Source organism: Brachybacterium tyrofermentans (genome assembly GCF_014897585.1).
Lineage (GTDB): Bacteria > Actinomycetota > Actinomycetes > Actinomycetales > Dermabacteraceae > Brachybacterium > Brachybacterium tyrofermentans.
In genome coordinates, this window is sequence record NZ_JABUXW010000028.1 from 17083 (window position 1) to 42362 (window position 25280).

A 25280-nucleotide genomic window follows, 5' to 3' on the forward strand; every position below is an offset into this window, starting at 1 on the left:
GCTGAACTGCTCGACCGGGGAGAACTGTCCGATCCGTCTGGGCCGCGTGGGCCGGGTGGAATGGCTTACGTCGCGGGTGACCAGGCGGCCTCGAGACCGCGAGCGGCCGACCCCTTCCCGGGCCGGCCGCTCGTCCTCGTCGTCCCGGCAGAGCTGTGTCATCGCGGTGCCGTCATCGCGGTGCCGTCGACGCGCATTCGCCGGGACGCAGGCCACTAGGGTGGAGCCATGAATCTTGAGTCTGTCGCCCCGAACGCCGTCCCTGAAGGTGCGCACCTGATCGATGTGCGCGAACAGTCCGAATGGGATGCGGGCCATGCCCCCACCGCCCAGCACCTGCCGGCCAGCACGCTGATGGAGAACCTCGACAAGCTGCCCGAGACCGATGACGAGCTGTACATCGTGTGCCGCAGCGGCGGCCGCAGCTTCCAGGTCGCCCAGTGGCTGAACGCCAACGGCTTCGAGGCGATCAACGTTGCCGGCGGGATGGACATCTGGTTCGAGTCCGGCCTGCCGATGGAGTCCGATGGCGAGGGCGACGCCTTCGTCCTCTGAGCGAGGTCTTCCGCCTGCGACGACACGGAGCGAGAAACCGCCCTTTCCCCCCAGGCGGGGTGGGCGCGTGGAGCGTGATCACGCTGAGGGCGCAGCCCGTAAGACCACGGTCTGACACCGGTGGGGGGATATCGATCCAGGGGCCGATGTGCCTGCAGGGGTGCGGGCAGGATTCTGGGGCGCATGAACATCGCGCCGCTGGCATCCTCCGCCCCGACGGGCCCGAGCACCTCGATGACCGCGCTGCTGGCCACTGCGCCCCTGCTGCTGCGCCGCCGCGGCGCCCTGGCGGACATCCTCCCCGTCATCGCCTTCACCGCCGCCACCGCGATCATCGCGACAGTCGTCGGCGGGGCCGCCGCCTTCGCCGCTCGCACCCCGTCCGGAGAGACGCCCATGACGGGCGAGGCCTCGATCATGCGGTTCCTGCTGATCTTCGCAGTGTTCGCCTCGGTGCTGCTGGTCCCCAGTGCCGTGGGGCTGGGCGGATCGGCGGCCCGGCTGTCCCTCGCCCGCCGGGAGCAGGACCTCGCCACGATGCGCCTGGTGGGTGGCACCGGCGCCCAGGTCGGCTCGGTGGCCGTGCTCGACGTCGCCGCGCAGTCGTTGCTGGGGGCGGTCTTCGGGCTGGGGGCGCACCTGGCGGTGACCCCTGCACTGGCCCGGCTCGACTTCGGCATCACCCCCTTCACCGTGGCGGAGCTGCTGCTGCCGTGGTGGGCGTACCCGCTGCTGGTGGTCGCTATGGTGCTGATCGCTGCGGGCTCTGCCGTGGTATCGCTGGCCGGAGTGGTCCTCAGCCCACTGGGAGTCGCCCGTGACTCCCGGGTGGTGCGCCTGTCCATCGTCCGCCTGGTGATCTGGGCACTCCTGATCGCGGGCTTCATGATCTTCATGAACATGGGCGGAATGCTGCTCGGCTCGGTCGGGGTCGCGATCATGATCCTGTTCATCGGGGCGATCGTTGCCGGGATCAACGTGGTGGGACCCTTCATCGTCTGGGTCACCGCACTCGTTCTCGCCAAGATCGCCCCCACGCCCTCGCTGCTGGTGGGCGCACGCTGCCTCGCCGGAGACCCCCGGGCCGGGTGGCGGGCCGTCTCAGGTATTACCTTCGCGCTGGTCATCGCGGGGTTCCTGACCGTAATCGCGACCCTGGGGGAGGCCTCCAGCCCTGAGGACGCGATGATGTTCACCGCCATGACCACCGGAGGCCTGCTCACCCTGGGGATCGCCGCGGTGCTCGCCGCGGTCAGCACCGGCGTCGTCCAGACTGTCCGGGTCATCGACCAGGCCCCACGCCTGCGCGCCCAGCACATCGCGGGCGCCGAGGTGGGCCAGCTGCATCGTGCCCGCCTCGCCGAGATCGCCGTCCCCGTCGGTCTCAGCTCGATCATCGCCACGGGCACCGCACTCCTGGTGCTGACGACGGTCTTCGGCGCACCGAGCGATCCGACGATGGCTGTGCAGTACCTGGCGTGCGTGCTCGGCGCGTATGCGCTATTGATCCTCTCCGTACTGGTGGGCTCGCCGCTCGTGAAGCGGTACGCGACGCGGGCCGCCTGAGCGGTGCGCGCGGCTGCGCGGCGCGCGCGGCTGAGCGGCGCACGCCGCACCGACCCGCCCCGACGGTGCGCTTCTGATCGATGTGCGCGAGCGGTCCGAAGAGGACGCGGGCCATGCGCCCACCGCCCAGCCCCCACCGCCCAGCACCTGCCGGCCAGCACACACCGCCCACCGCCCACCGCCCAGCACGCTAGCGGAGAGCCTGGAGAAGCTTCCCGAGACCGACGATGAGCTGGACATCGTGTGTCGCAGCGGCGGCCGCAGCTTCCAGGTCGCCCAGTGGCTGAACGCCAACGGCTTCGAGGCGATCAACGTCGCCGGTGACATGGATATCTGGTTCACCGAGCGATCCCGTGCCCTGAGCGACCCCTCCGCCTGTCGCGACACGACGGTGGGCACCCGCCGAGTCCACGGATTCGTGTCACCGGTGGCACGTTTCGAGGGAATCGGTGGCGGTGTGCGCTCGCCCCGTCCGCCAGCTCCCCCCGATCGCTCTCAGCAGCTCCCGGAGCCTTCCAGTCCCACCGATTCCCTCGATTCGTGGCATTGGCGGCACGTTTCGAGGGAATCGGTGGGCGTGGTCCTGGCTGTGGCGATGGCGATGGCGATGGCGATGGCGATGGCGATGGCGATGGCGACTGCGGCTGCGGTCGCACCCCTGCCGGGGCGCGGAGGCGTGACGCCGCTCAGGTGCTGATGAGGTTCTTCAGCAGCGCGTAGCCCACGAAGGCGAACACGTCGATCAGGGTGTGCGCGACCACGAGCGGCATCGTGCGCCGGGTACGACGGTAGAACTCGCCGAACACCAGGCCCATCGCAAGATTTGCGAGGCCCGGGCCGATCCCTTGGTACGTGTGATAGGCGCCGCGCAGCACTGCGGAGGCGATGATGATCTTCCGACCCGACCAGCCCAGCCGCTCCAGGCGCTGGTAGAGGTAGCCGACGACGATGACCTCTTCGAGTACGGCGTTCTTCAGCGCGTGCAGCACGAGCACCGGCACGGTCCACCAGTGGGTGTCCAGCGCTGCGGGGATCACCTCGACGGTCGCCCCGATAGCACGGCCGATGTAATACACCGCCAGCCCGGGCAGCCCGATCCCGGCCGTGAGCGCCACGCCCCAGGCCAGGTCCTTACCGGGCTGGCCGAGATCCAGGCCCAGATCCTTCAGGGCCTGGGCGAGGGAACCGGCCGTGATCGCGAGCAGCAGCACCACCAGCACGACGGGCACCAGCGTGAACGTGATCGAGAGCAGCTGGTAGAAGAGATCCAGCCACGGGTTCTCGCGGATCGATGTGTTCAGCGAGGTCGACTGCGTGGACAGCGGCCCGGCGGCAAGGGCCTGCACCAGCGCGATCAGCGAATACACGGCGCTGCGCCCCAGGGAGAGGGCGAGGACGACGACCACCTCGACCCGCACCCAGGTCCTGCTCGGAGTCACGGTCTGCACATTGCCCATGGTCTCACCGCCGAGGCGCCCTGTGCCCTGTGCCCTGTGCCCTGTGCCCTGCGCGGCGCCCGGTGCCTGCCGGATCGCCTCCGAACCCGGTCATGACAGACTCGGAGCATGACTGATCTTTCGCAGAACCAGGCCGCCACCAGCGATTCCCGTCCGGCCGTGCTCATCACCGGGGCGAACCGCGGGATCGGCCGCGCCGTCGCCGACGAGCTCGCCGCGGACCACCACCTCATCCTGGGCGGTCGCGACGAGCAGGCGCTCGACGAGCTCGCCGCGCAGTTCCCGTCGGCCCGGACCTTCGTCGCCGAGCTCACCGACTACGAGGCCGTCGCCCGCGCCGTGGACGGCCTCGATCTGCAGAACGGCCTCGCGGGCGTGGTCCATTCCGCGGGGATCCTCGAGAACGGCACGGTGGAGGAGTCCGTGCCGGGCCAGTGGACGCAGTCCTTCGAGATCAACGTGGTGGCCGTCGCCGAGCTGACGCGGCTGCTGCTGCCGCCCCTGCGTGCCGCCGGCGGCACCGTCGTGATGATCAACTCCGGTTCCGGGATCAATGCCGTGCGCACCCGCGGCGCGTACAGCGCCTCGAAGTTCGCGATGCGCGGCCTCGCCGATTCGCTGCGCGCCGAGGAGCGGGACAACGGGGTGCGGGTCACCTCGATCCATCCGGGCCGCGTGGCCACGGACATGCAGCGTGAGCTGCGCTCCTACGAAGGCGGCGAGTACCAGGAGGAGAACTACCTGCAGCCCACCTCGGTCGCCTCGACTGTGGGCCTCGCGCTGCGTCTGCCGGCGGATGCGTCGCTCGAGTCGGTCTCGATCCGGCCCCGCTGAACCGGTCAGCGGTTCAGCGGACCGGGCCCGGAGACCGTGCGGTCGCCGGCGACCCGGAAGCGCCAGGGGAACAGCTCCGGGTGCGAGGCCTCCTCGCGCAGACCGATCCGGGGTCCGACGGCCAGGGCCGGATGCGGCATGAACGGCGCCTCGCCCGGCAGCTCCCCGTCGGCCCGATCCCGCGGGTCGAGCCTGCCGCTGAGGTGCATCGCCTCGGAGAGGGCCGGATCCGCGCTGCACAGGTCCAGCCCGTCGTCGGCGAAGGTGATGCCGCAGGCCACGGTGGCACGCCCGGGGCCGCGTGCCAGATCCCGCTCGGTGCGGCACACCCCGTTCGCCCGGCGCCGCGCGAAGGCCAGCTCGCTCCCGCCGACGATCTCGCCCGCCCGGATCAGGCACCCGGTGCCCGTGCCCTCCGCGTCGGCGACGATGTTCATGCACGAGTGCAGTCCCATGTGCCGGTACACGTACAGGTGCCCCGGCTCGCCGAACATGGTGGCGTTGCGGGCGGTGGGCCCGCGGAAGGCGTGGGAGCCGGGATCCTCTGCGCCGACGTACGCCTCGATCTCGGTGATCCGCAGCGCGACGCCCCGGCCGCTGAGCACGCAGCCCAGCAGCAGCGGGGCCAGCTCGAGCACCGGGCGGTCGAAGAACTCCCGGGGCAGGGGAGGGCCAGCGGCGACGGGATCCTCGGTCACGGGCGCGGGGTCCCGGTCACTTCATGAGCCGCTTCACGGCGCCCATGATCTCGTCCATCTTGCGGTCCAGCTCCTCCCGGTCGCCCGAGGTCGCGGCGTCGTGCACACAGTGGTGGATGTGGTCGTCGACCAGGCCCAGCGCCACCGACTGCAGGGCCTTGGTGACCGCGGAGATCTGCGTCAGCACGTCGATGCAGTAGGTGTCCTCCTCGACCATGCGGTGCACGCCGCGCACCTGGCCCTCGATGAGCTTGAGGCGCCGCAGGTAGGGCGACTTCGACCCGTGGTATCCGGGGTCGCCCTGGGTGCCGTGGTCGCCGGGCTGCGGCTGCGGCACCGGGTCCACGGCGTCGGCCCCGTCAGCGGCGATGCTCTCGGAGCTCACGCCGTCCGCGTTGCCGACCGTGTCGTCGGCGCTCATCACGCCTGCCCGCCGGAGTCGTCGTCGAGATGGCCCACGAGCGCGGCGGCGTAGCCGACGTAGGTGTGCGGGCTCAGCGCCAGCAGGCGATCGCGCTCCGCGTCGGGCAGGCCCAGGGAGCCGATGAACTCCCGCATGCCCTCGCCGTCCACGCGGTGACCGCGGGTGAGGTCCTTCAGCCGCTCGTAGGGGTTGTCCATGCCGGTGGTGCCCTGCACACCGAGGGTGCGCATGACCGACTGCACGGCCTCGCCGAGCACCTCCCAGTTGCCCTCGAGATCCGCGGCCATCGCGTCCGCGTCCACGTCCAGGCCCGCCAGGCCGCGGCGCAGGTTCGAGATCGCGAGCAGCGAATGTCCCAGCGCCGGGCCGATGTTGCGCTGGGTGGTGGAATCGGTGAGATCGCGCTGCAGACGCGAGGTGACCAGGGTCTGCGAGAGCGAATCCAGCAGCGCCCCGGAGATCTCGAGGTTCGCCTCGGCGTTCTCGAAACGGATCGGGTTCACCTTGTGGGGCATCGTCGAGGAGCCGGTGCCGCCCTGGGCGGAGAGCCGCTGGCGGAAGTAGCCCATCGAGATGTAGGTCCAGAAATCGGTGGCCAGGTTGTGCAGGATCCGGCCGGCGCGGGCGATGTCCGCGTAGATCTCGGCCTGCCAGTCGTGGGACTCGATCTGGGTGGTCAGCGGGTTCCAGGTGAGGCCGAGGTGCTCGACGAAGGTGCGGGAGATCTGCTCCCAGTCGGCCGACGGCACGGCGACCGCGTGGGCGGCGTAGGTGCCGGTGGCGCCGTTGATCTTGCCGAGGGTCTGGTTGGCGGGGATGCGGCGCGCCTGGCGGCCCAGGCGATGGGCGAAGACCGCGATCTCCTTGCCCAGCGTGGTGGGGGTGGCGGGCTGGCCGTGGGTGTGCGAGAGCATCGGCACCTCGGCGGTGTCCTTCGCGAGCACGGTGAGGTCCGCGATGAGGTCCTCGAAGGCCGGCAGCCACACCTCGTGGACGGCGCCCTTGATCATCAGGGCGTAGGAGAGGTTGTTGACGTCCTCGCTGGTGCAGTAGATATGCACCACCTCGGCCAGCGGTTCGAGGCTCGTGCCGGCCAGACGACGCTTGACGTAGTACTCGATCGCCTTGACGTCGTGCACCGTCTCGCGCTCGATCTCGGCGTGCTCGGCGATGCCCTCGGCACCGAAGTCCTCGGGGATGGCGCGCAGCAGGGCGCGCTCGTCCTCGGTGAGGGTGCGCAGATCGGGGATCACCTCACCGTCGAGCAGGTGGATCATCCACTCGGTCTCGACTACGAGGCGCGAGCGGTTCAGTGCGGCCTCGGAGAGGTGGTCGACCAGCGGGGCGGTCTGCGCGCGGTAGCGGCCGTCGAGAGGGGTCAGGGCGATCGGCGGCGTGATGTCCGCGAAGGAATGAGCCATGGGGGCATTCTCCCAGAGTCTCCGCACCGGGTGGGCGGCGGCTCGCATTCTGGCGGTCGCTGCAGGACGGTGCGGGATGGAACGGGACGGGACGTACGACGGGCCGGGACGATGCGGGACGGACGACGGGCCGCCCGGGAGCGGGGATGCTCCTGGACGGCCCGGTTGCTGAGGTCGGATCGGCCTGAGCGTTCTCAGTCGCGCACCTCGCGGCGGCTGCCGCTCTCGTCACCGATGCCGGTCACGGCCTCGACGATCGCGGAGAGGACGCCGACGATCACGCCAGCCAGCAGCGCCCACCAGAAGGTGTCGAAGTCCAGGGTCAGGCCCAGCAGGCCCGAGACCCAGCTCGTCAGCAGCAGCATCAACGTGTTGATGACCAGCTGGAACAGCCCCAGGGTGAGGCAGGTGATGGGGAACGTGAGGAACGACAGGATCGGCTTCACGATGGTGTTGATCAGCGCCAGGATCAGCGCGATCACGGCGATCGTGATGACCTGCGTGAGCACCGTGGCGCTGTCGTCGCCCAGATGCATGCCGGGCAGGATCAGGGCGGTGACCCACAGCGCGAGGCCGGTGACGATGATGTGTCCGAGGAATCGCATGGCTCCATTGTCCCCGGTGCGGCGGCTGATTGCATGGGGGAAACCCGCATGATGTGGGCGATCGCGACACGGACGGCCGACGGCAGGTCCGGCAATCCGCCTACCCTGGGGGCATGCCCACCACGCCCGACCGGGACGCCGTCCCGGCACCGCCCGAGACCGTCCGCCTGCGCTCCACGCTCGAGCAGCTCCCCGCCTACGTGGCCGGCAAGCCCGCCGCCGACGACGGGATGCGACGCTTCAAGGTCTCCTCGAACGAGTCGCCGTTCCCGCCGGTCAAGGCCGTGCGCGACGCCGCCACCGCGGCGCTCGAGGGCACGCACCGCTACCCGGACGCCGCCGCTCGCGAGCTGCGGGAGGCGCTCGGGACCAAGCACGGGGTGGACCCGTCGCAGATCGCCCTGTCCACCGGCTCGGTCGCGGTGACCGGTGACCTCGTGCGGGCGCTCGTCGACCAGGGCGACGAGGTCGTCTACCCCTGGCGCTCCTTCGAGGCCTACCCGATCCTGGTGGGCTCCCACGGGGGCGTCCCGGTTCAGGTGCCGCTCACCGAGGAGCTCGAGTACGACCTCGACGCGATGGCGGCCGCGATCACCGATCGCACGCGCCTGGTCATCCTGTGCACCCCCAACAACCCCACCGGCGCCTCGCTGACCACCGAGCAGATCGAGGGCTTCCTCGAGCGGGTCCCGGAGGACGTCGTGGTCGCGATCGACGAGGCCTACCGCGAGTTCCACGATCCCGCCACGGTGGCCGGCACCGCCGGGATCTTCCGCCGTCACGGGAACGTGGTGCTGCTGCGCACCTTCTCCAAGCTGCAGGGTCTGGCCGGCCTGCGCATCGGCTACGCGGTCGCCCATCCCCGCCTCGCCGCAGCGTTGGGCCAGGTCACCGTGCCCTTCGGGGCGAGCGTCCCCGCCCAGGCTGCGGCGCTCGCGAGCCTGCGCGGAGACGTGCAGGAGGAATTGGGCCGACGGGCCGTGTGGATCCGGGACGAGCGCTCGCGGGTCCTCGCCGCGCTCGCCGCGCAGGGGTGGCAGATGCCGTCCGCGCAGGGGAACTTCGTGTACTTCCCGCTCGGGGAGCAGACGGCATCGTTCGCGGAGTTCGCCGACTCCCGCGGCCTGGTGCTGCGCGCCTACGGCACCGACGGCGTGCGGGCCACCATCGCCGAGCAGGAGGCGAACGACCTGCTCATCGAGATCGCGGGGCAGTGGCGGCAGCGCTGACGTCGACCACGACGCTCCCGGCCACGAGGTCGTGCGGGCCGCGGCCGCTGGCGCGCAGGCAGGTCACGGCCTCGGCCGCCATCAGCCCGTACACGAGGACCGTCGCCGCATAGGCGATCCGGTCGCCTTCCTCGAAGCCGCCCCAGATCGCGGCGATGGTGGTGATGTGACCGGCCTGCCAGGGCACCAGGATCTTCAGCGAGTTCCGTGCCAGTGCTCGCCCGAGCGTGATCTGGCCGCCGTCCGCGACGTCCTTGACCCGCAGTCCGACCCGGTGCTTCCCCCACGTCGCCTGACGGGGCCCGGACTCCGCACGAGCGGCGATCACCGTGGCGATCGCCGGCGGCACGACGCTCACCGCATACGCATAGGTGCGGCTCTGACCGAGGTCGGTGACCGCGTTGACGGCGAGGCCGAGCGGGATCATGGCCGCAGCGATCCCCAGGTACCCGGCGCAGTCGCGCAGATACCCGGTCACTCGACGTCGGACGAGCGGGTGCATGAGCCCATCCAAGCAGTCCTCGTCACCGAGGTCCATGGTCAGGCGTGGGAGGACGGGGAGGGGGAGTGGGAGGGGAAGGGCCGTGCCCTCCCACGGACCTCGCGGCATTCAGAAGCGCCCGCTCCCCGGTCGACGTCAGGACGCGCCGACCTAGTCCACGGAAACGTGTCGCTGGGGGCACGTTTCCGTGGAATCTGCGCCTCGCGGGATCGGGCGGGGCCGGTATGGCTCCGCCGCGGACCCCGGCGCGGCAGGCAGCGGGGGATCTTCGACCTCGGCCCCCGGGGCGGCAGGCAGCGGACACCTACGGCTTCGGGCCCAGGGTTGGCAGGGCTCCGCCCAAGGCCCGGCCGGCAGGCAGCGGACATCTTTGACCTGTGGCCCGGGTGGCAAGCAGTGGACACCGCTGCGCCTTGCGCGGCGCGGCCGGTAGCCTGGTGCGCAGCAGAACGAGGCCGACCTGTGGGCCACTCGCGACCGGAGCGGACGGCTCCGGTGGCCAGGAGAGGACCACGATGCAGGGGCGCAGCAGGGCCACGACGATCGATCCCGACAGGGGCGGTCGGCTCGGGGGTCGTCGCGCCTACGTCGTCTGGATCGCCGCGATACTCGCCTACTCGGTGGCCGTCCTGCAGCGCACCACGATGGGCGTCTCCGGCCTGGAGGCCACCGAGCGCTTTGGCACCTCGGCCACCATCGTCTCCACCTTCGTGGTGCTCCAGCTGCTGGTCTACGCCCTCGCCCAGATCCCGGCCGGTCTGCTCCTGGACCGCTACGGCTCGCGCGTCACCCTCACCGCGGGTGCGATCCTCATGGCCCTCGGTCAGCTCCTGATCTCCCAGACCGATCTGGTCTCGGTCGCGATCGTCGCCCGCATCGTGGTCGGCGCCGGGGACGCGCTGACCTTCTCCAGCGCCGTGCGCCTGGTCCCCGCCTGGTTCCCCGCGAGCAAGGTCCCCATCCTCACCCAGCTCACCGGCATCCTCGGCCAGGTGGGGCAGATCGCCTCCGCGGTGCCGTTCGTCGCCGTGCTCACCATCGCCGGCTGGGGCACCGCCTTCTCCACCGCGGCCGGGGTCAGCGCCTGTGCCGCCCTGCTGGCGCTGCTCGTGGTGCGGGCCAGTCCGGCCGGTATCCCGCGGCCCCGCACGAAGCAGAACCTCACGCGGATCCCGCTGGTCCTGGGGCGCATCATCAAGCACCCGGCGACCCAGCTGGGCTTCTTCACCCACTTCACCGCCGGCTTCACGGGCATCGCCTTCTCGATGATGTGGGGCTACCCGTATCTCACCGCAGGGGAGGGGCTCAGCCGCCCGGCCGCCTCGGCGATCATGACCGTGCTGGTGGTGGTCTCGATCATCGCCGGTCCGGCGATCGGGGCCCTGACCACCCGCCATCCGCTGCGTCGTTCGAGCCTCGTGCTGGTCATCCTGGCCACGATCGTGGTGCCGCTGGTGGCCCTCGTGCTGTGGCCCGGGCCGGCGCCGATCTGGCTGCTGCTGTTCCTGGTGGCGGGCTTCTCGATCGGTGGACCCGCCTCCTCCGTCGGCTTCGACTTCCCTCGCACCGACCTCGCCAAGCATCGCCTCGGCACTGCGACCGGCATGGTGATCATGGGTGGGTTCCTCGGGGGCCTGATCTCGATCCTCCTGATCGGCATGGTGCTGGACCTGATGCGGCCGGACGGGAACTACGACCTCGTCGCCTTCCGCACCGCCTTCGCCGTGCAGATCCCGATGCTGCTGGTCGGGACCGCCGGCATGCTGATCACCCGACGCAGGCTCCGACGCCGGATGGCCGCCACCGGGAAGGTCGTTCCGCCGTGGCGCGACGTGTGGCGCAACGGCCGCTGGCGCCGGATCTGATCGGTCGCAGACGCCGGGTCCGAACGGACGCAGACGCCAGATCTGACCGGCGGCTGGCGTCGGATCTGAACGACTGCTGGCGTCGGATCTGAGCGCGCCATCCCCAACGGATCAGGGGCCGTCCGAAAAGCCCCTTGCTGTGCCGGTCCCCGGTGACGTAGCGTTCCTCCCAACACTTAATTTCAAGGAGGAAGTATGTCGTTCACCCTGGGCATCGTAGGGATCGGTCAGTTCGGATCGCACTTCGCCGAGCTGTTCGCCGCCCATCCCGAGATCGATGCGCTCTACGCCGTCGACGCCGTTCCCGAGCGGATCGACGCCGTCGAAGCCCGGGGCGTCACCTTCGATCGACGCTTCGACACCTACGAGGATCTGCTCGCCTCGGACGTCGACGCGGTCGCGATCTTCACCCAGCGCTGGACGCACGGCGAGCACGCCCTGGCCGCCCTGCGCGCCGGCAAGCACGTCTACTCCGCGGTGCCGATGGCGATCCACGAGGACGAGATCCGGCAGATCACCGAAGAGGTGCAGCGCACGGGCCTGGTCTACATGATGGGCGAGACCAGTCAGTACAACGCCGCCGTGGTGCTGGCCCGTCGCATCCACCGCTCCGGTGCCTTCGGTGAGGTCTTCTACGCCGAGGGCGACTATGTCCACGACATGGATCTGGGCTTCTACGACGCCTACAAGTACTCCGGTGGCGACGCCTGGAAGTCCACCGCGTCCTACCCGCCGATGCTGTACCCGACCCACTCGATCGGCGGCATCCTCGGTGTGCTGGGGGAGCGGCATGCCGTCTCCGTCTCGGCGCTGGGGCGGCCCGACACCCGCGGCGACGGCGTGTTCGACAAGGACGTCTCGATGTTCGACAACGACGTCTCCAACGCCTTCGCCCTGTTCGGGATGGATAACGGAGGCGCCTTCCGCACCAACGAGCTGCGTCGCGTGGGCTACCCCAGCCACAAGCGCGAATCCCGTTTCCGCTTCTTCGGCGAGGAGTCCTCCTTCGAGGAGACCGTCGACGTGACCTACTGGCATGACAAGAAGCGCGTGCTCGAGGTGACCGACCTGATCAGCACCGACCGCACGATGGCCCTGGACGACCCGCGACTGGCCGACGTCTCCGAGGCCCTGCGTGACGCCTTCGTGGCCGGCGCCGCCCGCGCCCACCACCAGGCCCGTCTGCCCAAGGAGTTCCTGGGCATGCCCAACGGGCATGAGGGCGCCCACCACTTCCTGGTCGACGACTTCGCCCGCGCGGTGGTCGACGGCAAGCAGCCGATGGTCAACGCCTGGCAGGCGGCCCGCTACACCCTGCCCGGCGTCATCGCGCACCAGTCGATGAACCAGGGAGGGGAGCGCCTGGAGATCCGCGACCTCGGCGACTGCCCGCTGCCGGTCCAGGACCTCGACGCCGACCAGGAGCCGCTGGACCTCGACGCGCTGTACGCCGAGCAGGAGGCACGCAAGGGGCCCGACGCCGAGTGAGGCGCTCCCGCGCAGGCCGGGAGGTGCTGCGCGGGATCCGGTGGCCGGCGGGCGGGACGGATGGTCGTCCCCGCCCGCCGTTCGAGTCGGTGCGGTCAGGTCGGGACAAGGTCCCGTGCACAGGGAGGTCCGCCTAGTGTGGGTGCTCCGGGCCTGGTGCGGCGACGTCGCCGCACCGCCCGCGATGGTCGAGGAGGCCGAGCGCATGGACGACGCGACCGAGGACCTGCAGCAGCGCGATGACCTCGCTGCGCAGCGGAAAGACCGCCCGCAGCCGGCGGACGAGGAGCCGCCGCCGTGGGACGCCGACGCCCTCGGCGTGCTCATGGCGCCGTTCACCGGCACCGAGCTGCCCGCCTGGATCGACGGTGTCCTCGATGCGGGTCTCGCCTCCGTGATCCTCTTCGGAGACAACACCCCGGATCCCGCGACCGCCCGTTCACTGGCTCGCGCCGTGCATGCCCGCTCCGCGGACTGCGTCGTCGCGATCGACGAGGAGGGCGGGGACGTCACCCGCATCCAGTCGGGCACGGGGTCGCCCCTGCCCACCGCCTGGGCCCTGGGCGAGGTCGACAGCACGGAGCTGACGCGGCACGCCGGGCACGCCCTCGGCGACATCCTCGCCGCCTGCGACATCGACCTCGACCTCGCCCCGGTGCTGGACGTCTCCACGGACCCCGCGAACCCGGTGATCGGCACCCGCTCCTACGGTGATGATCCCGACCGTGTCGCCGCGCATGCCCGGGCCTTCGCGACCGGGCTCATCGAGGCGGGCCTGGGTACCTGTGCCAAGCATTTCCCCGGTCATGGGGCGACGTCCACCGACTCCCACACCGCGCTGCCGTGGATCGCTCTTGATCGTAGGCAGCTGGAGCGCGAGCACCTCGCCCCGTTCCGGATCGCCCCGTGGCTCGACGCCGTGATGACGGCCCATGTGCTGGTGCCCGCCCTCGGCGAGGGGCCCGCCTCGATCTCGCCCTGGGCGCGGCCGCTGCTGGACCGCACCGTCGGCGGCACGTTCCGCGGGATGCTCATCACCGATGCCCTCGACATGGCTGCCGTCGCCGCCGATCCCGGCTACGGCGAGGCCGTGGTGCGGGCCATCGAATCCGGGGCGGACCTGCTGTGCCTGGGCACCTCGATGCGCCGCGACGCCGAGCAGATGCTGCGCGAGGCCCATGACGCGCTGGTGGCCGCGGTGGAGAGCGGCCGGCTCAGCCGGGAGGAGCTGCATGCCCGCGCAGAGGGCACCCGCGAGCACTGCCGGACCCTGCGCACCCGTCGTCGCTTCGTGCCGCTGCGCGACCTGGACGAGTCGCTCGAGCGCGCCGAGCGCCTCGGGGCCGACGCCGCCGCCCGTGCGGTCCGTGCCCGTGGCGCCCACCTCGAGCTGGGACCGGTGACCGTGCTGGACCTGCGCGCCCGGGCGGACCATGCCTCAGCGGCGCGCTCCCAGCAGCTGGTCGAGGTGCTGCGTGATCGCGGCCTGCAGGCGGACGTGCCCGACTACCCGGACCAGATCGACGAGCGCGCCCAGGTCCTCGCGATCACCCGGCTCCCGCGCAGCGACCTCGACGAAGAGGCCCGGCTCGCCGCACTGCTCGCACGACGCCCCGACACGATCGTGGTCCACGTGGGCGTGCCAGCCGCAGCCCCGGACCACCGCCGCCTGGTGCTCGCCCACGGTGCGGGCCGCACCATGATGCGGGCGGTCGTGGATCTCCTGCTGGAAGGCGGCCGCTGATGCGCGTGCTCGGGATGATGTCCGGGACCAGTCTCGATGCGATCGATGTCGCCCTGGTGGAGTTCACCCGGGATGCCGAGGAGCCGAGTCTGCTGAGGGCCCGGCCGGTGCACGTCGGTGAACGGCCCTGGCCGGGTGAGGCCCGCGACGCGCTCCGCGCGGCGCTGCCCCCGGCGCCCTCGGACGCGGCCACCTGGAGCCGCCTGCACGCCGCGGTCGGCGATGCTTTCGCCACGGCCGCCGCCGAGGTGCTTTCCGCGCAGGGTGGCGCCGACCTGGTGGCCACCCACGGGCAGACCCTGTACCACGACGTGCAGGACGGCCGCGTGGCCAGCACCCTCCAGATCGGCGACCCGAGCCGGATCGTCGCCGCGACGGGGACTCCGGTGATCCACGATCTGCGCAGCGCCGATGTGGCGGCGGGAGGCCAGGGTGCACCCCTGGTGCCGATCCTGGACCAGCTGCTGCTGGGCACCGATCCCGACGAGCGCACCGCCGTGCTCAACATCGGCGGGATCTCCAATGTGAGCGTGGTGGGCGGGAGCGAGAACGGACGAGGGGTTGAGAGCGGGCCGGCGCCGGGGGCGGTGATCGCCGGGGATCTGGGCCCGGGGAACTGTCTGCTCGATGCCGCGGTGCACGCCGCGACTGGCGAGCCTGCCGACCTCGATGCCCGTATCGCCCGCACCGGCACCGTCGATCACGCAGCCCTCGCGACTCTGCTCACGGACCCCTTCTATGCTCGGCCGCTGCCGCGCTCCACCGGCCGGGAGCACTTCGACGGCCAGTACGTGCGAGGGATGCTCGAGGCGGAGGGAGCAGGGGGGATCGACGCGCTGTCCCTGCCGGACCTCCTGGCGACACTCACGGAGCTCACCACCGTGACCATCGCCCGGGCGATCGGCGAGCTCGGCGCGAGCCGCGTGGTGGCCTCCGGCGGCGGGATCCGCAACCCTCTGCTGCGCGAACGTCTCGCCGCCCAGCTCGCCCCCGTACCCCTGCTGGACGCCGACGACCTCGGCATCCCGGCCGATGGCAAGGAAGCGCTCCTCATCGCCCTGCTCGGGTATCTGAGCGCCCACGGCCTGCCCGGCACCCTGTCCCGTGCCGACGGCACCTCCCACACAGGGGCTCGCTCGCCGGTGGTGCTGGGCTCCCTCACCCCGCCCCACGCGCTGCGCGGGCGTCAGTACGCCTCCAATGCGCCCGATTCGGTCCCCGTCGGCCGTCTGGAGATCACGGACCCAGCCGGGACCGCACGATGACGAGCACGCGGCCCCCGGCCCGCAGGATCTCGGTGTCCCAGCGCATCCCGGCGTCCTCGCCCCACGCCGTGTCGCATCCGATCGCGATCCGTATCCGGTCCCGCTGTTCCTGCTGGTCGTCGCGGTGATCGGGGCACTGTGGTCGCGTCGCACCACACGCGCGGCGCGGCAGAACCTTGACCTTACGGTTCCGTAAGTTACGCTACCGTCGTGAGCGTTTTCCGATCTACGATCCCTGATGTCGCGGCCCAGGAGCCGATGGTCCAGCTCCTGTCACCCGACGGCACCCGCACCCCGCATCCCGAGCTCGACGCTGTGATCGCCGGGAACGGCGGCGAGGACGACCTCGCCTCCCCGGAGCGCCTGCGCGGCTACTACCGCGACATGGTGATGATCCGCGCGGCGGACCTCGAGGCGACGAGCCTGCAGCGCCAGGGCCAGCTGGGCCTCTGGGCGAGCGCTCTGGGCCAGGAGGCCGCCCAGATCGGCGCCGGGCACGCCTCCCGCGAGCAGGACTATCTGGTGCCGACCTATCGCGAGCACGGGATCGCCTGGGCCCGCGGCATCGAGCCGTGGCGCCTGTTGGAGTCCTTCCGCGGGGTCAGCCACGGCGGCTGGGACCCCAACGCGCTGCGCACCCACCCCTACATGATCGTGCTCGGCTCCCAGGCCCCGCACGCCGTCGGCTACGCGATGGGCCTGCAGCGCGACGGCGTCGTGGGCACCGGGAAGAAGGAGACCGACACCGCGGTGCTGGCGCTGTTCGGCGACGGCGCCTCGAGCGAGGGGGAGGTCTCGGAGTCCTTCACCTTCGCCGCCTCCTTCCAGGCCCCCGTCGTCTTCTTCACCCAGAACAACCAGTGGGCGATCTCCGTGCCCACCTCGGTACAGACCAGGGTCCCGCTCGCGCAGCGCTCCCGCGGCTGGGGCATCCCCTCGGTGCGCGTGGACGGCAACGACGTGCTCGCGGTCCTCGCCGCGGTGCGGGACGGGCTCGACGCCGCGCGCGCCGGGGAGGGCCCACGGTTCATCGAGGCCGTCACCTACCGCATGGCCGCGCACACCACCAGCGACGACGCCTCCCGCTACCGTCCCTCCTCCGAGGAGGAGGAGTGGGCGGCGAAGGATCCGATCCTGCGCCTGCGCCGCCACCTCGAGCAGCTCGGGGAGATCGACGAGGAGTTCGTCGCCCGCTGCGACGAGGAGGCCCACGACCTCGCCATGCAGCTGCACCACCACATCCACGGCATGGAGGACCCGGACCCCCTCGGCATGTTCACCCATGCCTACGCCGAGCCTCATCCGATCGTCGAGGCCGAGCGCGAGCAGTACCTGGAGTACATCGCCCAGTTCGAGGACGAGGGCGGCGACGAGAACGCAGACGACGCGACCCCGTCCCGCGACCAGAACGCCGAGCAGGACACCGCCGAGCAGAACGGGGAGCGCGCATGAGCAGCACCACCCTCCCGATCGCCAAGGCGATCACCGCCGGGCTCCGCGACGCGATGCGCGCGGACGACAAGGTCCTGCTGATGGGCGAGGACATCGGGGTGCTCGGCGGGGTCTTCCGCGTCACCGACGGCCTGCACTCCGAGTTCGGCTCCCAGCGTGTGGTCGACACGCCCCTCGCGGAGGCCGGCATCGTCGGCACCTCCGTGGGTCTGGCCGTGCGCGGCTACCGGCCCGTGGTCGAGATCCAGTTCGACGGCTTCGTGTTCCCGGCGTTCAACCAGATCACCACCCAGGTCGCGAAGATGCACAACCGCACCAACGGCGCGGTGCACATGCCGATCGTGATCCGAATCCCGCACGGCGGCGGCATCGGCGCGATCGAGCATCATTCCGAGAGCCCGGAGGCGCTGTTCGCGCACACCGCCGGCCTGCGGATCCTGGCCCCCTCGAACGCGCACGACGCCTACTGGATGACCCGGCAGGCCATCGAGTGCGAGGACCCCGTCATCCTGTTCGAGCCCAAGAAGCGCTACTGGGTCAAGGGCGACGTGGACCCCGACCAGCGCCCCGAGCTCTCCCCGTGGCAGGCGGAGGTGGTGCGGCCCGGGACCGACGCGACGCTGCTGGCCTGGGGGCCGAGCATGCCGCTCGCGATCGAGAGCGCGGAGGCGGCCGCCGAGGACGGCATCGAGCTGGAGGTCATCGACGCCCGTTCGCTGGCACCCATCGACTATCCGACGATCGCCGCCTCGGTGAAGCGCACCGGGCGCCTCCTGATCACCCACGAGGCACCGGTGCTCGGCGGGCTCGGCGGGGAGATCGCCGCCCGCATCTCCGAGGAGTGCTTCTATCACCTGGAGGCCCCCGTGATGCGGGTGGGCGGCTATCACCTGCCGTACCCGCCGGCACGCATGGAGCACGCCTACCTCCCCGACCTCGACCGCGTGCTCGACGGCGTGGACCGCCTGCTCGAGCACTGACGTCCGCGCGCCTGCGTGAAAGGATTGCCCCATGACACACGAGTCAGACCAGACTGCGACTCCCTCCTCCTCGATCGTGACGATCGCCCTCACCGATCCCGGTGAGGGCCTGACCGAGGCCGAGATCATCGACCTCAAGGTCGCCGTGGGCGACACCATCGCCATCAACGATGCGGTGGTCGAGGTGGAGACCGCGAAGAGCGCTGTCGAGCTCCCGAGCCATGTGGCCGGCACCGTGGTCGAGATCCTGGTGGCCGTGGGCGACGAGGTCCCCGTGGGCACCCCGCTGCTCCGCGTCGACACCGCGGGCGGGCCGGCGCCCTCCGTCGGGGGCGGCGCCCCGTCCACCACCGCAGCTGCAGCCCCGCCTGCCGGCGCGGACAGCTCTGCGGCGACTGCCCCTGCGGCCGCGGATGACGTGCAGACCGCCGCCGAGGTCGCTCCGCAGGAGAGCCCGACGGACGCTGCGCCAGCCGCAACGTCGGATGCCGACGGCGAGCCCAAGAACCTGGTCGGCTATGGCGCGAAGGCGGCCCCGCAGCGTCGCCGTCGGCGTCGCAGCGCACAGGACGACGGCCCGCAGGTGCCGATCGACCGCATCCTCGCCAAGCCCCCGGTGCGCAAGCTCGCCCGGGACCTCGGCGTCGCCCTCGCCGATGTGTTCGCGACCGGCCCCGACGGCACCGTGACCCGCAACGACGTGCTCGCCGCGCAGCAGCGGGCCATTGGAGGCGACGTCCCGACCAGTGGCGCCCCGCAGGACGGCGAGTACTTCCCCGAGGAGTCGCCGCAGGTCCCCGAAGGCCTGGGAGGCGCGATGAAGTCCACGCGGGATCAGTCCTTCGCCGGGGTCACGAGCGATGACCGCACCACGCGGGTGCCGATCCGCTCCGTGCGCAAGCGGACCGCGGAGGCGATGGTGGCGTCGGCCTTCACCGCCCCGCACGTGACGGTCTTCAACGAGATCGACATGACCCGCACCGTGCAGATCGTCTCGGACCTCCGAGGTTCCCGGGAATGGGCCGACGTCAAGATCAGCCCGCTGGTGGTGATCGCGAAGGCGCTGCTGGTCGCGATCCGCCGGAACCCCGAGGTCAATGCGTCCTGGAACGAGAAGGACCAGGAGATCGTCTACAAGCACTTCGTGAACCTGGGCATCGCCGCGGCGACCCCGCGCGGGCTCATCGTGCCGAATCTCAAGGACGCGCACCTGATGACGCTGCGGGAGCTGGCCGAGGGGATCAACGACCTCGCGAAGACCGCCCGGGCCGGGCGCACCTCGCTCTCCGACACCCGGGAGGGGACCATCACGGTCACCAACTTCGGCGTGTTCGGCATCGACTCCGGCACCCCGATCCTCAACCCGGGCGAGTCCGTGATCCTCGGCGTGGGCGCCATCAAGGAGAAGCCCTGGGTGGTCGATGGGAAGATCGAGATCCGCAAGGTCGCCCAGCTGGCGCTGAGCTTCGACCACCGCCTGATCGACGGCGCGCTCGGCTCCGAGCTGCTCCGCGACATCTCTGCCGTCCTGGAGGATCCCGCCCTGGGCCTGGTCTGGGGTTGAGCGACCGGTGCGGCGCTGTGGCGCGTGAGGAACCGCGCAGGGACCTCAGATCCTGTGGATCCTGTGATCGCCCCGGCGCTGTCCTCGGTACCCTGATCCGGTGACTCCGAGCCCGCCCCCTCCCTCGATCCCGCGCCGCGAGGATCCGCGGATGCACACGGTCGAGATGGCTGCGCTGCGGTTCGACGATGTCGACCAGACCACGGACACCTTCGGCTCCGGCCCCGTGCAGGTCCCGCTGCCCTCCTGGAAGATCGCACTGCTGGTCGCAGCGGGCGGGGCAGCGGGCGCCATGCTGCGGTTCGCGGTCGTGCTGATCGTCCCCACCGTCAGCACCCCCACCCTCGTCGAGCTGCCCTGGGCCACGCTCTGGGTCAACCTGCTGGGCTGCCTGGGGCTGGGCACGCTCACCGGCGTGCTCGAGGCGAGGCCCGGGAGGCCCTGGGTGCAGCCATTGCTCGGCGTCGGGCTCTGCGGCGGGTTCACCACGATGTCCACGGTGGTCCTCGAGGGCTCTGCGATGGTCGGGGCGGACTTCCCCCTGGAGGCCTTCGGCTACGCCCTGCTCACCGTGGTCCTCTGCCTGCTCGCGACCGTGGCCGGGCTCCTCGGAGGGCGACGTGCCGCCCTGGCTCTCGACGCCCGGCGTCCGTCGGAGGGATCGGCGGGATCGGCGGGATCGGAGGAGTCGACGGATCCTGACGACCTGATCGTCGTCGAGGACATGGACACGTACGACGAGCTGGAGGCTCGCCCAGATCACTCAGATCACTCAGCTCGCTCAGCTCGCTCAGGTCGCCCAGGTCGCTCGGATCGCTCGGATCACGCAGACCACCGAGATCATGGCGGTCGCGGCGATCGGGACGCGGGAGACACGGGGGAGGAGCCATGAGCGCGGGGACCGTCCTGCTGGGGACTCTGCTGGTGGGCATCGGCGGCGGCGCCGGGTCGGCGCTGCGCTGGTGGCTCCGCGAGGTCGGCATGCGCCTCGCGGCCCGGCGCATGAACCAGGGCGACGTGCGCATGAAGCCGTGGCTGACCCTGCTCGCCAATGCTCTCGCCTGCTTCCTGCTCGGGATCGCGGTGGCCCGTCTGGGGTCCGCCGTCTCCGGGGCGGCCGAGCTCGGCTTCCTGCTGGTGGGCATCGGCTTCTGCGGAGGGCTGTCCACGCTCTCCACCGCCGCCATGGACGTCGTCGATCTGATCCGCCGCGACAGCTTCGCGATCTCGGTCGGGTACTTCCTGCTCACGATCGGCATCGGGATGGCCGCGCTGTGGATCGGTCTGGTGATCGCATCGTGACCGCTGCCGTTCCACGGCGCGTCTCGGCACCGGTGATCGCGCTCGTGCTGGTCACGCTGCTCGTGCTGGCGCTGATCTCGGTGCTCGCGGCCGATGCCGCCAGCGGGGACAATCTCGTGCTGCGCGACGCGGGGGCGCTGTCCCGCGCGGGCGGCCCGATCGCCTCGATGATCGCCGACCTGGCGGCCGCCCTCACGCTGGGCGGCGCGGTGGTGAGCGGCTGGCTGCTGCGGGAGCAGGCCGACCGCGCCCGGGCGATGACCCTGGTCGCGATCGGCGCCGCGACCACCACCCTCGCCCGGGGCATGTCCCTGGCCTTCTCCTATGCGGTGGCGACGGGCCAGAGTGTCGGCTCCGCCCGTTTCGGCTCCGACCTCAACGTGTTCCTCGCGACCGATCTCGGCATCTGGCTCGTGACCGCCGTGGCGATCGCCGCGACCGCGACCACCATCGCCGTCACCGGGACCTCGCGCGGCACCGCGCGGACAGTCGCGGTCGCCGCGGGTCTGGTGGCCTTCTCCAGCGCCATGACGGGGCACGCCGGCGGGGGAGAGGACCACGAGGTCGCCACCTCGACCATGCTCGTGCACCTGCTCGCGGTCGGCATCTGGCTGGGCGGCCTCGCGGTCCTCCAGCTGCTGCCGGCCACCTCGCGGGACGACATGGCCGTGGTGCGCGGCTATTCCCATCTCGCCCTGATCTGCTGGATCGCGCTCGCGCTGAGCGGCGCGTGGGCCCTCGTGGTGCGCATGAACTCCCCGTCGGACATCCTCACCAGCGCCTATGTGCAGCTCGGGGTCGCCAAGGCGGTGCTGCTGATCGTCCTGGCGGTGTTCGGCGCGCTCCAGCGCCGACAGGTCGCGACCGGTTTCGGTTCCAGCGCGGCCGGCACACAGGCGGCGGGCACCTATCGGCGGCTCGCCGGGCTCGAGCTCGCGCTGATGGGGCTGGCCGTCGCGATCGCCGCCGCCATGAGCTCCTCGCCGCCTCCGGCCGACGCCGGCACCCCGCCGGCAGGTCCCGCCGGGGTGCTCACCGGATATCCGCTGCCCGGCGCCCCGGACCTGGGGACGGTGCTCACGGCCTGGCGCCCTGATCCCTTCGGGATGATGCTCGCCTGCGTGCTGCTGCTGGTGTGGTGGCGGCCGCGGGGCCCGCGGCGCGATCGCGCCGCGAGCATCCGACTGGTCCTCGGTGGGCTCACGCTGGTGCTGCTGACCAGCGGCCCGCTGAACGTGTACGGGAAGGTGCTGGTCTCGGCACATCTGCTGCAGCACGTGCTGCTGCTGGCCGTCGCCGGGGTGCTCATCGGCAGCGCGGTCACGATTCCGGGGCTGCTGCGCCGTCTCCTGGCCCCTCGGGTGTGGCTCGCGGCGCTGGTGGCGGCCGCCCCGGTGGCGCTCCTCGGTGCCGCCTATGCGGGACCGTTCCTGCGTATCGCGCTCGACGGGCACGCCGCCCACCTGGCGCTGCAGATGCTGGCGCTGTGCGGCGGGGTGCTGATGACGCTGGCCGTGCGCACCGTGCCGGGCACCCGCCGGCGTGCGCTCGCCGCGGCGGCACCGTGCGCGCTCGGCCTCGCGGCAGGGATCCTCCTGCTCAGCACCGACCTGCTCCTGGCTGCGAGCTGGTTCGGCGCGACCGGTCGCACCTGGCTGCCCGACGCACTCGCCGATCAGCAGCGTGGAGGGATCGGGGTGCTCGTGGTGAGCGTGGTGACCGGGCTCGGCGCGACGATCGCGCTGCGCGGACACGGGACGGTCGCCGACGCACCTGCCGCGACGCCGGTCGCGGCACCGACGAGCACTCGCTGAGGGACCTCGGCAATCGCTCGCCGGGGGACCTCAGCAGGCGCCGGGCCCAGCCGAGCTGACGCGCTGCAGAGCAGGTCAGGCGAAGAGGTCCCGGACCGAGCGCAGACGCGCCAGGAGGGTGTCGCGGTCCGCGGCCGGGACCAGCTTCTCCCCGGTCCCGGGCGTCGTGGCGGTGGCGCGGGCGGTCACCTTGTGCGCGCCGAACACGCCGCTGAGGCGACCCAGCACCCCGGCGCCGGCCGAGGAGTCCGTCACGGGCACGGCGCTCTCGGATCCGGCGCGCAGCTGCTGGAACCTCCGCAACGCCGAGGAGCTGTCCTCCAGGGTCGCCGCCAGCACATAGGCGGCCACATCGGCCTGCTCGACCAGCACGGGCAGGGCGCCACCGGCGACCCGCTGCTGACCGAGCACCACAAGATCGTCGCGGCCCCGGGGGAAGGCTCCCAGGAACAGGTCGAGGTCACCGCCCGCGGTGCGGGGCACGACGTCCTCGGGAAGGTGGCCGGCACCGGATTCGTAGCCGGTCGCGAGCACGATCAGGTTCGGGGCGTAGCGCAGGTGCCCGGCGTGGTGGGCAGGGCCGTCGTGGAAGACGGTGCCGTCCTCGGTGACGCTGGTGACCGCGCCGGCGGGGGTGATGCGCCCTTCCCGCACGCGGGCGAGGACATCATCGGAGATGATCACCGAGTCCTCGAGCAAGGGCGCGACGGGCTCGGGCAGGCCGGCATCCTGCGGAGCGCCGACGGTGCGGCTCACGACGGCCTCGGCGATCTTCTCGTTGAGGCCGCCCAGCAGTGCGGGCTCACGGGATGCGGCGACGTCTCCGGGCACCCCGCCGATGCGGCGGGGCACCACCCAGTGGCCGGTCCGGATGGACCAGCGCACCTCGAGGGCGCGGCGGGCGGCGTCGACGGAGATATCCGCCGCGGATTGGCCGGAGCCGACCACGAGAACCCGCTTGCCCTCGAGCCCGTCGGGCCCGGTCCAGTCCTTGGAATGGATGACCTGCACGGACTTCGGGACGTCGGCGGCCCAGTCGGGGCGATGCGGCCGCTCGGCGATCCCGTGCGCCGAGACCACCGCGCGGTAGATCAGGACCTCGCCGGTGGACAGCTCGACCTGCCACACGCCGTCCTCGAACGGACGGGCATAGCGCACGTCGATCCCGGGGCGGAAGTGAGCGGTCAGCTCGTGGCGGGCGGCATAGGCGCGCAGGTACTTCGCCATGTGCCCGGGGCTGAGGAACTCCGGGAAGGCCACGGGCTGCAGCATGTCCTCGTACTGGGTGAACTCCCGGGAGGAGATCATCTCCATCGAGGGCCAGATCGGGGAGTCCGCACGCTCCTCGTTCCAGATTCCGCCGACGTGCTTGGCACGGTCGACCAGGTCGAAGGGGACCTCCAGCGCCTTCAGGGCCGCTGCGGCCGCAAGGCCCGCAGGACCGGCACCGATGATCAGCACCTTCTCGCGGCTGGGGATCTGGTCGTGATGGTCGGGCATCGAATAGAGCCTTCCGAGTCGGGCGGCGCGCGGTGCCCGGGACGTTCCCCGGACACCCGGCTCAGCGGCGGGCGGACGCTGGCCATTCTAGGGGTCACCAGTCTCCCACCGGACCGGACTTCGCAGGACGCCCTGCCTGCGTGATCTCGCGCTCGCGTCCCGCTCGGCATCTCAGCTGAAGCTGGTCAGCAGCGCGGAGACTCCCAGGGTGATGATGATCGTGCTGGTGACGTGCGCGAGGATCACATGGTCGCGCACGAGGCGACGGGCACTCGGTCGCAGCGGAACCAGATCCGAGGCGCCGCTGGAGGCCTGGATCATGACTGCGCCGTACACATAGTCCGCAAGGGTCCGATCCGGTCCTGAGGTGCCCGCCATCGCGAAGGCCTCGCCATGGGCGTCCTCCGCGGCGTACTCGACGGCGAAGGTCATCACGGTGCCGATCCAGGCGGTGATCACGGCGGCGACCGTCACCGCGAGCAGGACCTGGATCGGCACCCCTGCGGGCCGGGTGACCAGCAGTCCGATGGCGAGGGCTGCGGTGAGCAGGAGCTGCAGCACCTCGCCGCTGGCCCCGCTGCGCCCGACGGACCACCGGTACAGCCCCACTTGCTTGCGCGTCCGGGACAGCCGGGCGGTCCCCACGAATCGCTCCCGCGGCTGACCGGTCAGCGCGTAGTACGTCAGGCCCGAGAACAGCAGGGAGTGCAGCGAGATCACGACGATCAGCAGCAGCAGGAGGGCGGACAGGCTCTCGTCGTCGCCGCCGAGGCCGGGTCCGCCCAGCCTCGGGACGACGACGAGCGAGATGAGCATGCCCGCCGGGAAGGCGAGGAGCAGGGGGACGGCGACGCGGAGGTTCTCCGAGAGGAACCGGTCGCGCACAGGGCGTGGCCTGCGCAGCCGGCGGAACCAGCGGGCGAGCCGCGATCGACGGGCCGATGGTCGGGAGGTCAAGCTCGGGGCCGTCAGCTCCGTGGCAGAGGGCTCCCCGCCAGGGAGCTCTGCTGCCTCG

General features: G+C 71.4%; 23 protein-coding genes. 15 read left to right on the plus strand and 8 right to left on the minus strand.

The window, feature by feature from the left end; translation table 11 throughout:
- Positions 1-228: 228 nt before the first annotated feature.
- The 3 genes from INT49_RS17190 to INT49_RS21660 all read left to right on the plus strand — a co-directional run bounded on the left by INT49_RS17190 (position 229) and on the right by INT49_RS21660 (position 2818).
- Entirely contained in the window at positions 229-555 is a 327-nt protein-coding gene (locus INT49_RS17190; RefSeq protein WP_193118971.1) for a rhodanese-like domain-containing protein, read from the plus strand.
- A gap of 183 nt (positions 556-738) precedes the next feature.
- Complete coding sequence (locus tag INT49_RS17195; protein WP_226850831.1) at positions 739-2121, plus strand: FtsX-like permease family protein; 1383 nt, start codon at positions 739-741, stop codon at positions 2119-2121.
- A 76-nt stretch (positions 2122-2197) separates the two neighbouring features.
- A complete protein-coding gene (locus INT49_RS21660; protein ID WP_343922140.1) occupies positions 2198-2818 on the plus strand; it encodes a rhodanese-like domain-containing protein in 621 nt (206 codons plus the stop codon).
- On the opposite strand, the gene INT49_RS17200 is transcribed toward INT49_RS21660, so the two are convergent.
- Entirely contained in the window at positions 2808-3569 is a 762-nt protein-coding gene (locus INT49_RS17200; RefSeq protein WP_377802387.1) for a CPBP family intramembrane glutamic endopeptidase, read from the minus strand. The two genes, INT49_RS21660 and INT49_RS17200, sit on opposite strands and share 11 nt — an antisense overlap.
- Before the next feature lie 117 nt (positions 3570-3686).
- Here INT49_RS17200 and INT49_RS17205 point away from each other — a divergent pair, with 117 nt between their 5' ends.
- The gene (locus INT49_RS17205; protein ID WP_193118973.1) at positions 3687-4412 is read left to right on the plus strand and encodes an SDR family oxidoreductase; all 726 of its coding nucleotides are present in this window, start codon (positions 3687-3689) and stop codon (positions 4410-4412) included.
- Positions 4413-4417: 5 nt separating this feature from the next.
- Here the strand turns inward: INT49_RS17205 and INT49_RS17210 are convergent, their stop codons facing one another.
- The 4 genes from INT49_RS17210 to INT49_RS17225 all read right to left on the minus strand — a co-directional run bounded on the left by INT49_RS17210 (position 4418) and on the right by INT49_RS17225 (position 7560).
- On the minus strand, positions 4418-5110 hold the full coding sequence (locus INT49_RS17210; protein ID WP_193118974.1) for a DNA-3-methyladenine glycosylase: 693 nt from the start codon (positions 5108-5110) through the stop codon (positions 4418-4420).
- Between the two features lie 16 nt (positions 5111-5126).
- Complete coding sequence (locus INT49_RS21615) at positions 5127-5531, minus strand: metal-sensitive transcriptional regulator (protein ID WP_193118975.1); 405 nt, start codon at positions 5529-5531, stop codon at positions 5127-5129.
- On the minus strand, positions 5531-6955 hold the full coding sequence (gene purB / locus INT49_RS17220) for an adenylosuccinate lyase (protein WP_193118976.1): 1425 nt from the start codon (positions 6953-6955) through the stop codon (positions 5531-5533). Before purB ends, INT49_RS21615 begins: the two co-directional genes overlap by 1 nt.
- 194 nt (positions 6956-7149) lie before the next feature.
- On the minus strand, positions 7150-7560 hold the full coding sequence (locus INT49_RS17225; RefSeq protein ID WP_193118977.1) for a phage holin family protein: 411 nt from the start codon (positions 7558-7560) through the stop codon (positions 7150-7152).
- Positions 7561-7673: 113 nt separating this feature from the next.
- On the opposite strand from INT49_RS17225, the gene INT49_RS17230 reads away from it, so the two are divergent.
- Positions 7674-8789 (plus strand): histidinol-phosphate transaminase, encoded by a 1116-nt coding sequence (locus tag INT49_RS17230; RefSeq protein WP_193118978.1) that lies wholly within the window; start codon positions 7674-7676, stop codon positions 8787-8789.
- On the opposite strand, the gene INT49_RS17235 is transcribed toward INT49_RS17230, so the two are convergent.
- On the minus strand, positions 8755-9291 hold the full coding sequence (locus INT49_RS17235; protein ID WP_193118979.1) for an RDD family protein: 537 nt from the start codon (positions 9289-9291) through the stop codon (positions 8755-8757). The two genes, INT49_RS17230 and INT49_RS17235, sit on opposite strands and share 35 nt — an antisense overlap.
- A gap of 515 nt (positions 9292-9806) precedes the next feature.
- On the opposite strand from INT49_RS17235, the gene INT49_RS17240 reads away from it, so the two are divergent.
- From INT49_RS17240 to INT49_RS17285, 10 genes are all read left to right on the plus strand, one after another.
- Positions 9807-11156, plus strand: coding sequence for an MFS transporter (locus tag INT49_RS17240; RefSeq protein WP_193118980.1), 1350 nt, complete (start codon positions 9807-9809; stop codon positions 11154-11156).
- A 195-nt stretch (positions 11157-11351) separates the two neighbouring features.
- Positions 11352-12644 carry a Gfo/Idh/MocA family protein gene (locus INT49_RS17245; protein ID WP_193118981.1) on the plus strand — a complete coding sequence of 431 codons (1293 nt, stop codon included), beginning with the start codon at positions 11352-11354 and terminating at the stop codon, positions 12642-12644.
- A 205-nt stretch (positions 12645-12849) separates the two neighbouring features.
- Positions 12850-14388: a glycoside hydrolase family 3 N-terminal domain-containing protein gene (locus tag INT49_RS17250; protein WP_193118982.1), complete on the plus strand. Its 1539-nt coding sequence runs from the start codon at positions 12850-12852 to the stop codon at positions 14386-14388.
- Positions 14388-15653, plus strand: coding sequence for an anhydro-N-acetylmuramic acid kinase (locus tag INT49_RS17255; RefSeq protein ID WP_193118983.1), 1266 nt, complete (start codon positions 14388-14390; stop codon positions 15651-15653). Before INT49_RS17250 ends, INT49_RS17255 begins: the two co-directional genes overlap by 1 nt.
- Before the next feature lie 258 nt (positions 15654-15911).
- Positions 15912-17105, plus strand: a complete 1194-nt coding sequence (locus INT49_RS17260; protein WP_193119001.1) for a thiamine pyrophosphate-dependent dehydrogenase E1 component subunit alpha — start codon at positions 15912-15914, stop codon at positions 17103-17105.
- A complete protein-coding gene (locus tag INT49_RS17265; RefSeq protein ID WP_193118984.1) occupies positions 17102-18085 on the plus strand; it encodes an alpha-ketoacid dehydrogenase subunit beta in 984 nt (327 codons plus the stop codon). The genes INT49_RS17260 and INT49_RS17265 overlap by 4 nt, the downstream gene beginning before the upstream one ends.
- Before the next feature lie 31 nt (positions 18086-18116).
- Positions 18117-19649, plus strand: a complete 1533-nt coding sequence (locus INT49_RS17270) for a dihydrolipoamide acetyltransferase family protein (RefSeq protein ID WP_193118985.1) — start codon at positions 18117-18119, stop codon at positions 19647-19649.
- 100 nt (positions 19650-19749) lie between these two features.
- On the plus strand, positions 19750-20541 hold the full coding sequence (locus INT49_RS17275) for a fluoride efflux transporter FluC (RefSeq protein WP_319021685.1): 792 nt from the start codon (positions 19750-19752) through the stop codon (positions 20539-20541).
- Entirely contained in the window at positions 20538-20951 is a 414-nt protein-coding gene (locus INT49_RS17280) for a fluoride efflux transporter FluC (protein WP_193118986.1), read from the plus strand. The genes INT49_RS17275 and INT49_RS17280 overlap by 4 nt, the downstream gene beginning before the upstream one ends.
- Positions 20948-22765 carry a CopD family protein gene (locus INT49_RS17285; protein WP_193118987.1) on the plus strand — a complete coding sequence of 606 codons (1818 nt, stop codon included), beginning with the start codon at positions 20948-20950 and terminating at the stop codon, positions 22763-22765. The genes INT49_RS17280 and INT49_RS17285 overlap by 4 nt, the downstream gene beginning before the upstream one ends.
- A gap of 75 nt (positions 22766-22840) precedes the next feature.
- Here INT49_RS17285 and INT49_RS17290 read toward each other — a convergent pair whose 3' ends face one another.
- Both INT49_RS17290 and INT49_RS17295 read right to left on the minus strand, forming a co-directional pair.
- Positions 22841-24265 (minus strand): flavin-containing monooxygenase, encoded by a 1425-nt coding sequence (locus INT49_RS17290; protein WP_193118988.1) that lies wholly within the window; start codon positions 24263-24265, stop codon positions 22841-22843.
- Between the two features lie 171 nt (positions 24266-24436).
- Positions 24437-25222, minus strand: a complete 786-nt coding sequence (locus INT49_RS17295; protein WP_193118989.1) for a DUF1345 domain-containing protein — start codon at positions 25220-25222, stop codon at positions 24437-24439.
- Positions 25223-25280: the final 58 nt, after the last annotated feature.